Source organism: Kitasatospora sp. NE20-6, from assembly GCF_045862635.1.
This window is the reverse complement of the sequence record NZ_BPRL01000046.1, coordinates 73,309-83,527: the sequence shown is the minus strand read 5'-3', so window position 1 is coordinate 83,527 and position 10,219 is coordinate 73,309. Positions and strand designations below refer to the sequence as shown.

The following is a 10,219-nucleotide window of genomic DNA, read 5'->3' as shown; positions in this document are numbered from 1 at the left end:
TGAAGGCGGGGGCGGTGAAGCCGTCGTACTTCATGAAGGAGAAGTACGCGGTGGACAGCAGCGGGTAGGCGAAGAAGACGCCGAAGCCGATCAGCCAGGGGGAGAGGAAGGCGAGGGTGCGGGCGCGTTCACGGCGGTGCTTGCGCTTCAGCGCCGCCGGGACGCCGGGTGCGGTGAGGGCCATGGGGCGTCCGTCACTTCGCCTGGTCGACGGCGGCGTCGATCTCGTCCGCGGTGGCGCGCAGGCCGGCGGCGAGGTCGTGCTGCGTGCCGGACTCGTAGGCGTAGCCGAGGTTCTGCAGGGAGACCTGGTAGGCGCCGCCGTTGACGGAGGCGGGGGTGGTCGAGGAGTGCGGGTTGCGGGCGATGTCCAGGAAGGTGCGGAAGTCGGCGTCCGCGTCGAGCTTCGGGGAGTCGAGGGCGGCCAGGGTGCTGGGCACGTTGTGGATGGCGTTGGCGAAGCCCACGACGGCGTCGGTGTCGGTGGTCAGGTACTTGACGAGCTCCCAGGCGGCGGTCTGCTTGCGGCTGGTGCCCGAGATGCCGATGACGGTGCCGGTCTGGTAGCCGCGGCCGTAGGTGGCGGCCTGGTCGTCCGGCACCGGGAACGGTGCGGTGGCCCACTCGAAGTCCGGCTTGTCCTCGGCGAGCGAGGCGGTGCGCCACTCGCCGTCGAGGGCCATCGCCACCTGCCCGGTGGTGAACGGGTTCTTGGCGCTGAACTCGTCGCCGAAGCCGGCGCGGTACTTCTCCAGCTTCTCGAAGCCGCCGAGCTTGCCGACGAGGTCCTTCTGCCAGGTGAACATCGCGGCGACCCGGGGGTCGGTGGCGATGTCGGACCTGCCGTCGGGGCCGAAGTACGAGGCGCCGTACTGGCCGAGGAAGTGCGTGGTGGTGGACTCGTAGCCGTGGTAGTTCGGCATGAAGCCGAGCTGCTGGTAGCCGTCGCCCTTCGGCACGGTCAGCTTGACCGCGTCGGCCTCGAACTCGCCGAAGGTCTTCGGCGGTGAGGTGATCCCGGCGGCGGCGAAGGCGGTCTTGTTGTAGTAGAGGCCGTACGCGTCGCCGAGCAGCGGCAGCGAGCACTGGTTGCCCTGGTAGCCGCTGTAGGTGAGCATCGCCGACGGGAAGGTCCTGGCGGGGTCGATGCCGTCCTTCCTGAGGAACGGCGCCAGGTCGGCCCAGACCTTGGCGGAGCAGAACTTGCCCACGTTGTCGGTGGTGAAGGAGGAGACGACGTCGGGGGCGGCGTCGCCGCCGGCCCGCAGGGCCTGCTCGCTCTTGTCGTCGGCGATGTTGCCGACCACCTTGACGTGGATGTTGGGGTGCAGCTTCCGGAACGCCGCGACGTTGGTCTCGATCGCCCTGGTCTCGCTCTCCTGGCTCCAGCCGTGCCAGAAGGTGATGGTGACGTCCTTGCCCTGGGCGGAGCCGTCGTCCCCGCCGCCCTGCTGCTGGCCGGTGCAGGCGGTGGCGAGCAGCGCGAGGCAGGCGGTGCCGGCGAGGGCGGCGATCGCGCGGCGCGCCGCGCTGGGGGTGGTGTGCACTGGAGGGTCCTCCTGGGGGTGCGTGGGCAGGCGTCATCGCCCTTCGGCCCGTGCGTGGGGGATGGTGTGCGGTGCGGGGGGAACGGCGTGCGGTGCATGGGGTCGGCGGTCAGTGGGTCGTGAAGGCCGCTTCCCTGGCGGTGGCGAGGGCGCGTTGCAGTGCGCCGTGCAGGACGGGGGAGCCCGGGACGGCGGTGCACCGCACCTCGGGCCGGGGGATGGCGATCCGGGCCAGCGACTCCTGGACGAGGGCGCGCAGCCGCTCCCCGCCCGCGGCCGGGACGCCGCCGGAGAGCACCAGGAGTTCGGGGTCGACGACGGAGACGATGGAGGCGAGGCCGACGGCGATCCGTTCGGCGAGGATGCCGAGGAAGGTGTCGCCGGCGCCGGGGGTGTCGAGCGCGAGCGCCACGGCCTCCTGGGCGCCGGCCGCGCCGAGCCCGTGTTCGACGGCCAGGGCGAGGACGGCGTCGGCGCCGGCGAGCTCCTGGAAGCCGCCGGAGTTCTTGCGGCGGACGTCGTGGACGACCGGGGCGCCGGGCACCGGCATGTAGCCGACCTCGCCGGCGCCGCCGGTGAAGCCGCGGTGCAGGCGGCCGGCGATGACGATGGCGGCGCCGATGCCCTCCTCGGCCCAGAGCAGGACGAAGTCCTCGCAGCCCGCGGCGGCGCCGAACGCCTGCTCGGCGATGGCGGCCAGGTTGACGTCGTTCTCGATGGCGACGGGTGCGCCGAGCCCGGCCTCCAGCTCGGCGACGAGCCGCGGCGAGTGCCAGCCGGGCAGGTGGGAGGCGTAGCGGAGCCGGCCGGTGGCGGGGTCGAGGGCGCCGGGCACCCCGATGACGATCTCGCGGAGGCTGCCGGGTGCGAGCCCGGCCTGACGGACGGTCTCGGCGACGGCGGCGCCGACGTTCGCGACGGTGGCGGCGGCGGGCCAGCCGCGGGTGGCGACCTGGTGCTCGGCGAGGGTGGTGCCGGTGATGTCGGCGACGCCGACGCGCACGTGGGTGGTGCTGACGTCGAGCCCGGCGACGTACCCGGCGGCGGGGTTGACCTGGTAGAGCTGCGCGTTGGGGCCGGGGCCGCCGGCGGTGGTGCCGACCGGCACGACGAGGCCGGCGGCCTCCAGCCGGGCGAGCAGCTGGGAGGCGGTGGGCTTCGACAGGCCGGTGAGGGTGCCGATCTGGGTGCGGGAGAGCGGCCCGTTGGCGAGCAGGAGTTCGAGCGCGGCGCGGTCGTTGATGGCGCGCAGCAGGCTGGGCGTCCCGGCGAGCGGGGTGCGGGTGGTGTCGGTCACGTCTCGCATCCTCCTCCGTCGGGGCCGGCCGGTGCCGTCAGGGGTGCTTCCCCGGCGACTGTTAGGAAAGTTTCCAATCCCTGGGAGGACGGTAGATCGTCGCCCCGGGGGTGTCAATGGACCGAGGTCGAAGCGTTACCGGCGAACGCGAAGGGCCCCCGGGATCCGACGGATCCAGGGGGCCCTCGCAGGAGCGGCGGCGCACTACTCCACGGGCTGCTGCGCCGGTATCGGCTTCGCCGCGGCCGACTGCGGCGACGCCGGGTCCGCCAGCGCCGACGGCGCCGCGATCTCCCCGGCCACCGGGCCGGCCGGCTGCGCCACCGTGACCGCCTCGTCCTTGAGCTTCACCCCGGCCTCGTCGAAGGCCAGCTTGAGCCGCTGCCGCAGCGCCCGCGCCACCTGCAGCGACCTGCCCGGCGTGGTGCGCGCCTCGATCTTCAGCACCAGCGAGTCGGTGGCCACCGAGTCGACGCCCAGCACCTTCGCCCGGCCCCAGATCAGCTCGTCGTACGGGGCCTCCTTGGAGAGCTGCTCCGCGGTGTCCGTGATCAGCCCCTCGATCCGGGCCAGGTCCTCCTTGTAGCCCACCTGCACGTCGACGGTCGCGGTGCCCCAGCCCTGGCTCATGTTGGCGATCCGCTTCACCTCGCCGTTGCGGATGTACCAGATCTCGCCGCCCGCGCCGCGCAGCTTCGTCACCCGCAGGCCGACCTCCAGCACGGTGCCGCTGGCCACGCCGGTGTCGATCTCGTCGCCGACGCCGTACTGGTCCTCCATGATCATGAAGACGCCGGAGAGGAAGTCCGTCACGAGGTTCCGCGCGCCGAAGCCGATCGCCACACCCGCCACCCCGGCACTCGCCAGCAGCGGCGCCAGGTTCACGCCCAGCGCCGACAGCACCATCAGCGCCGCCGTCCCCAGGATCGTGAACGACGCCACGCTGCGCAGCACCGAGCCGATCGCCTCGGACCGCTGCTGGCGCCGCTCGGTGTTCACCACCCCGCTGTTGGCCAGCAGCCCGCCGAGGCGGCCCACCTCCGCCTCCTCCTCGGTGGCGCGGCCCATCCGGGTGATCAGCTGCGTGATCAGCTTGCGGACGACGGCCCGCAGCACCAGCGCCAGCACGACGACGAAGACGATCCGCACCCCGCCCTCGACCCAGCTCTGCCAGTTCTGGTCCAGCCAGCTCGCGGCCTGCTTGGTGGAGGCCGACACCTCGCCCGCGCTGGTCGGCAGCTTCAGGTCGAGGGACGGCTGGGCGGGCGAGGGGGTGGCTTCGGCGAGGAGACCGGTGGGACCGGACCGGAACACGTGCGGGCCTTCCGTGGAGCGGGGTCGGGCCGGCGCGCGGCACCGGCGCGGCCCGGCTGGCGGACCGTCCCGTCCAACCCTAGCGGCCGTCCCGACCCGTCCCGCGGCCCCGGCGACCCGTCCGCGACCCGCCCGCAGGGGCCCTCACCGGGGGCGACGTGTGCACCACGCCCGGTGCGTGGGCATACCGCCTATGACGGATTCCACATCCGGTCCGTTACACGGGAATGGTGGCGCCGCACGAAGACGTGAGGCGACACTGGGGGAGATCGCGCCGCAATGCGATCACCCGCTCGTCCCGGCGCGAGCCACGCGCCGCAGGCGTCCAAGGAGGCATCCGTGCCGCATGTCCTGGTCCTCAACGCGTCGTACGAGCCACTCGGAGTGGTCTCCACCCGCCGCGCCCTCATCCTGGTCCTCAACCACAAGGCGGTCAGCCTGGAGGACTCCGGAATCACTCTGCACAGCGCCACCAACACCCTGACGGCCCCGTCCGTCGTCCGCCTGACCCGCTTCGTGCGGGTTCCCTTCCGCGGGCCCGTCCCGCTCACCCGCCGCGCCCTGTTCGCCCGTGACCACGGGCGCTGCGTCTACTGCGGGGCCGCCGCGACCAGCGTCGACCACGTCATTCCGCGCAGCCGGGGCGGCCAGCACCGGTGGGACAACGTCGTGGCGGCCTGCCGCCGCTGCAACCACACCAAGGCCGACCGCCACCTCACCGAGCTGGGCTGGCGGATGAAGCGCCCCCCGGCCCCGCCCAGCGGCCTGGCCTGGCGCGTCATCGGCACGGGGATCAAGGACCCCCGCTGGCGCCCCTACCTGGAGCCGTACGGCGGCCTGGAGCAGTTCCGCGAGTACGAGCACCACGACCATCTCGACCACGCGGGTGCACTGCCGGTCCCGGCCGTCAGGACCCACCCGACCCGCCGCGGGGAGCCCGAACCGCTCTCCGCCTGACAGACAAAGGGCCTGCCCGTCAGACTTCGGTACGCCTCATGGGCCGCCGGCGAACCCCCAGCGGGATCGTCGGCGGCCCGCCGTCTGCCACCACCTCCGGGAGCCCGACCCGTGCCACCGACGATCGCCGCCCTCTCCTTCGACGGCGACGACACCCTCTGGGACTTCGGCGCCTCCTTCGCGACCGCCATCGCCGACGCCGCCGCCTTCCTCGGCGCCGAGCTGGGCGGGCCGGCCGTGCAGGTCGCCTGGCTGCAGCGGATCCGCACCGAGGTCGGGGCGCTGCACCCCGGGGCCTCCCTGCCCGAGCTCCGGCAGGCCGCGTTCGCCGAGGCCGCCCGCCGCCGCGCCCCCGACCGCCCCGACCTCGGGCCGCGCGCGTACGAGGCCTTCATGGCCGCCCGCGCCCGCTCCACCACGCTCTACCCGGAGGTCGCCGCCACCGTGGCCGCGCTGGCCCGGCGGCTGCCGCTGGCGCTCACCACCAACGGCAACGCCGAGCTCGCCTGGACCGGCCTGGAGCCGCACTTCGCCGTCGTCGTCCGCGCCGTCGACTGCGGCCTGCGCAAACCCGACCCGGCGATCTACCGGCTCGCCGCCGCCCGCCTCGGCGTCCCGCCCGGGCAGGTGCTGCACGTCGGCGACCACCCCGACGAGGACGTCGCCGCGGCCCGCGCCGCCGGGATGCAGGCCCGGCTGCTCGACCGCAGCGGCCGCACCCCGGGCGCCCTGACCTCCCTCACGGAACTGCTCCCGGCGGCAGGGCTCAGCCCGTGACCGCGTACACCTCGACGCCCCACAGCGAGTAGCCGTACTGCGTGCCCCGGGTGACGCCCTGCATCCGCAGGAAACGGGTGTTCGGGGCGTCGAAGCGCACCTTCTCCACCCCGCCGCGGCCGTCGTCCACGGCCGCCACGGTCGTCCAGGTCACGCCGTCCGGCGACGACTCCAGCCGGTACGCCGAGGCGTACGCGTCCTCGTGCCAGCGCAGCACCGCCGACCCGAGCCGGACGGCCTGCGGCAGCTCCAGCTGGATCCACGAGCCGGCCACCGGGGGCGAGGACCAGCGGGTCTGCAGGTCGCCGTCGTTGATCCGCGCGGCCGGGTACTCCGGCGTACGGTCCGCCGAGGAGGTCGCCGTCGCGATCCTGGCCAGGTCCTGCCCGCCGGTCGGCGGCACCACGTGCACCTCCAGCTCCTGCCGGAGGGTCAGCGTGCCCGCCGTGAACGTCACCGGCACCCGGTACGTGCCGGACGGCGTGTCCGCCGCCGCGGCCACCTGCAGCGGCACCCCGACCCGGCTGCCGCGCGGCACCGCCACGGCGGAGCCCTGGGTGACGGTCAGGCCCCTGGCGACCGCCGGCACCTCGACCTTCAGCTCCCCGCTGACGCCTTCCGGACGGCCCGACACCAGCACCGCCTTGGTGATCACCGGCACGGCCTGCCCGGACACCACGTCCACGCTGCCGTCGGAGAGGTTCAGCTGCGCCGCCGGGGCGTCCGCGTACCAGGGCACGATCTGGTTGACCACCGGCGCCTGCAGGCCGGGCGCCCACATCAGGCGGATCGCGTCGACGGCCCGGCCGCCCGCGGCCAGCTCGTTGTAGCCCGGCTTCAGGTCGCCGATCGGCGTCCACCCGCCGTCCGCACCGCGCACCGACACCGTCGCGGTCGCCAGCACCGTCGGGTCGGTGAGCACCGTGACCCGGTCCAGCGGCCGGGCCGCGCCCAGCTCCACCGTCAGCGGCTCGGAGGCCACCGTCGGCGCGTCGGCCGCCCGGAACGCCGTGTCCGGGTCGCCGTCGAGCACCGCGTCCGCCGAGGAACCGGGCGCCGCGGCCGGCCCCGTCACCACGGCCGGGTTGTCGTCCGGCGCGGTCACGGAGAACTCCCGCACCGCCACCGCGGTCTTCTGGCCCGTCACGGCGCGCAGCCGCACCGCCTTCGCGACCGTGCCCGCCGGGGCGCTCACCGAGACGCTCTTCCGGCCGTGCACCAGCGCCAGCTGCCGCCAGCCGCCGCTGCCGGTCGTGTACTCCAGCACGCCGTCCCGCAGGTAGTCGTCGGCGGCCGACGCGGCGTCCGGCCCGTCGCCCCACGAGCCCATCAGCACGGTCACCCGGCCGAGCGGACGGCCCGCACCGAGGTCCAAGCCGACCGCGTCGCCGGTCTGCGGAGGCTCGGCGCTCCAGTAGAACGTGTCGGCCGCGCCGTCCGTCATCAGCCCCGGCACGTGGTCGTTCGCCGTGCCGATCGTCGTGGTGGGCACCGGCGCACCGGCCCCGGACCCGGCCCAGGTGTCGGCATCCCGCAGCGCCCGCTCCAGGAAGGCGTCCAGCACCCCGCCGCCGACCGTCACCGCGCCGTGCGCCAGCTCCTCCCGCAGCTCCCGCAGGCCCACCCGGGCCTGCCAGGCCGCACTGCCGTCGCCGCTGCGCTGCGCCATCAGCATCGTCAGCGCGGCCTGCCCGGCGCGGCCGTACGCGGCGAGGCGCTCCAGCCACGGTCCGGCGTCCTCCGCGACCGGCTCGGCGGCCAGCGCCGCCGGGGCCCCGGCCATCGTCGCGAACGCCGCCTTCACCGGCTCCGCCGCCTCGTGCAGCCGCGCCTGGTCGGGCGCCCCGCCCGAGGACGGCTCCAGCGCCGCCCAGAAGCGCTCCAGCAGCGGCACCAGGTAGCCGGACTCCCGCTCGTCGAGCGGCGAGGAGGCGCTGTTGCCCGCCAGCGCGGTCAGTGCCGCCTGCGCGCCCGCGTCGCCGCCCGCCACCAGGTGCACCGCGGCCCGCACCGAGTCGGCCGCGCGGTAGCCGTCCGGCTTCCAGCCGAAGTCGGCGGCGGTGGCGAGCGGCAGCCGGGAGGCGACCGGCTGCGTCATCGCCGAGGTCAGCAGCGCCGCCGACCGCGACGCCACCGCCGGGTCGCGGCCGGTGTAGCCGCCGAGGAAGAGCCGGTCCGGCGTGGAGTCGTTCACCGGGTAGTTGTCCATGGTGACCAGCGGGCGGCCGAACAGCCCGGCCGTCTCGGCGAGCCGGCTGCCCGTCACCTCCGCGGCGATCACCGAGCCGCCGCTCCAGACGACCTGCACGCCCGTGGGCAGCGCCGCCGCCAGCGCACTGCGGTACGGCGTCGCGCCCTGCTTCTGGTACTCGGTGGGCACCACCGTCAGCGGGGCCAGCTCCGGGTGGGCGGCGATCAGCCGCCGCTGCACCTCGGTCGCCAGTGCCCCCTGGGCCTTCGCGGCCGCGGCCGGACCGGTGCCGAAGGTGCGGCGGTCGCCCGGGCAGTGCCACTCCTCGTAGCTGACGTCGAGGAACTGCAGCTGGAAGGCGCCGAAACCGAGCCGGCGCAGGCCGTCGAGCTTCGCCACGAGCGCGTCGACGTCCTTGCCGGAGCTGTAGCAGAACGACTGCCCGGGATCGATCGAGTAGCCGAGCACCACGTGGTTGTCGCGGGCGCGCTCGGCGAGCCGGCGCAGCGCGTCGGCCTGCGGGGCCGGGTACGCCTCGCGCCAGCGGGCGGTGCGGTACGGGTCGGCGCCGGGCGCGTACAGGAAGAAGTTCTGCTTGGTGCTGCCGAGGAAGTCCAGCTGGTCCAGCCGCTCGGCGGTCGTCCACGGCGTGCCGTAGAACGACTCGGCGGTGCCGCGGACGGGCGCACCGGTCGGCCAGTCCCGCATCAGGACGCCCGGCAGGCCCCGGCCCGCCGCGGCGGCGGCCTGGCCCTGGCCCGCCGCGATCGGGGCGAGCAGCTGCCGCAGGCTCTGCGCGGCGTAGAAGGTGCCGGTCGCGTCGACGCCGGCCAGCACCACCGCGCCGTACGTGCCGCCGCCCGCGGCGGGCAGGCGGCCCGCCGCCAGGACGTAGCCGCCGGACGGGAGCCCGGCCGGCGAGAGGTCCGAGGCGGCCCGGCCGCCCGCCGCGGCGAGCTGCCGCAGCACCCGGTCGGTGTCGCCGCCGGCGCCCTCCGAGGGGCCGCCGACGTACACGACCAGCGAGCCGGCGGCGGGCGCCGCGGACGGGTCCGCCCCGATGATGTCGGTCGCGCCCGCGGTGCCCAGCACCCGGCGGACGGCGGCCACCGCGGGCGCGTCGGCGTGCCCGGCGGTGACCAGGCCGACGGTGTCCGGCACGGAGACCGCCTCGCCGGCGGCCACGAGCTGCTGCGGGCGCGGGTACACCTGCGGCTCGGTGATCGAGCCGAGCGGGGTGACGGGCGAGGTGCTGACGGTGCGGTCGCCGATCGCGGGCACGGCGGCGACCGCGGCGGGCCCGGCGAGCAGCCCGCCGACGACGGCGGCGGCCGAGAGGGTGGCGGCGAGCTGCAGGGTGCTGCGGCGGCGGCCGGGCGCGCCGGCGCGGCGTTCGGCGCGCACGGAGGCGAGCAGCGGTTCGGTGCCCTTGATGTCGGCGATGAAGCGGTCGGCGGCCTTCGGCGCCAGCTGCCGCGCGGTGCGGGCCGCCGTCCGACGGGCCGTCAGCGCGACCGGATGGTCGAGGAGTTCGCGCAGCGAGGCGCTCTGGTCGAGCTGCTGCCTCAGTCGCCGCCCGGCGGCCACCGACACCCGTGCCTGCACCGGACCTCCTCCGCACCCGAACGTGCAGCTCACCGGCCCTGCCGCCCGGTCGACCACCTGCACCCGCCTCGACGGGCCAGCCCACCAGGTGACAGGTCGGGTGTCAACGCCGCTGACAGGTATGCCCGATATGCGGAGAAAGTGCACGGGGTCGTTCCCGGGGCCGGAGGCGGCCGGAGGTGGCCGCAAGCGGCCGGTGCGGTGCCCGCGGGTGCCGGTGGTGATTCCCGGGGGCGGCCCGTCCGGGAGGCGGGCGGCATTTCCGGCGCGCGCCCGATCTGTTCCGTGTCGTGACGATGTGCCCCTGCGGCCCGGTCCGCGCGGGCCCGCCGCGAACGTTCGGAGCGGAACGAAGTGCTCCTCTCCGCGGGCTCCGGAATCGACGGCTCGGCATGTCGCCATATGTCCTGATCAGGCAGAACACCGGTCGTAAAAACTTGGCAAACGCCTTCTGCACAGGGCGAATTGTTCGAACGTCAGATCCGGTCGTCCCCGTAGGGTCTGCCTGATCCTCGGATCACTATGTCGACA

Annotated in this window: 6 protein-coding genes and 1 pseudogene; 2 read left to right on the top strand and 5 right to left on the bottom strand. The window is 74.9% G+C overall.

What is annotated here, in order from left to right; translation table 11 throughout:
- The 4 genes and pseudogenes from SNE206_RS27955 to SNE206_RS27940 form a co-directional block, all read right to left on the bottom strand.
- Positions 1-184 (bottom strand): annotated as a pseudogene (locus SNE206_RS27955) (sugar ABC transporter permease); the annotation flags it as partial.
- 10 nt (positions 185-194) lie between these two features.
- A complete protein-coding gene (locus SNE206_RS27950; protein WP_407916272.1) occupies positions 195-1,547 on the bottom strand; it encodes an extracellular solute-binding protein in 1,353 nt (450 codons plus the stop codon).
- Positions 1,548-1,656: 109 nt separating this feature from the next.
- Positions 1,657-2,853, bottom strand: a complete 1,197-nt coding sequence (locus SNE206_RS27945) for an ROK family transcriptional regulator (protein WP_407916271.1) — start codon at positions 2,851-2,853, stop codon at positions 1,657-1,659.
- A 195-nt stretch (positions 2,854-3,048) separates the two neighbouring features.
- Positions 3,049-4,158: a mechanosensitive ion channel family protein gene (locus SNE206_RS27940; protein ID WP_407916270.1), complete on the bottom strand. Its 1,110-nt coding sequence runs from the start codon at positions 4,156-4,158 to the stop codon at positions 3,049-3,051.
- A 339-nt stretch (positions 4,159-4,497) separates the two neighbouring features.
- Here SNE206_RS27940 and SNE206_RS27935 point away from each other — a divergent pair, with 339 nt between their 5' ends.
- Both SNE206_RS27935 and SNE206_RS27930 read left to right on the top strand, forming a co-directional pair.
- The gene (locus tag SNE206_RS27935) at positions 4,498-5,115 is read left to right on the top strand and encodes an HNH endonuclease (protein WP_407916269.1); all 618 of its coding nucleotides are present in this window, start codon (positions 4,498-4,500) and stop codon (positions 5,113-5,115) included.
- A 111-nt stretch (positions 5,116-5,226) separates the two neighbouring features.
- On the top strand, positions 5,227-5,892 hold the full coding sequence (locus SNE206_RS27930) for an HAD family hydrolase (protein ID WP_407916268.1): 666 nt from the start codon (positions 5,227-5,229) through the stop codon (positions 5,890-5,892).
- On the opposite strand, the gene SNE206_RS27925 is transcribed toward SNE206_RS27930, so the two are convergent.
- A complete protein-coding gene (locus tag SNE206_RS27925; RefSeq protein ID WP_407916267.1) occupies positions 5,882-9,688 on the bottom strand; it encodes a beta-N-acetylglucosaminidase domain-containing protein in 3,807 nt (1,268 codons plus the stop codon). The two genes, SNE206_RS27930 and SNE206_RS27925, sit on opposite strands and share 11 nt — an antisense overlap.
- Between the last annotated feature and the right edge of the window lie 531 nt (positions 9,689-10,219).

What these genes read in the sequence shown, in the direction of transcription:
- SNE206_RS27945 (WP_407916271.1), bottom strand. Translation starts at nt 2,853, where the DNA reads ATGCGAGACGTGACCGACACCACCCGCACCCCGCTCGCCGGGACGCCC.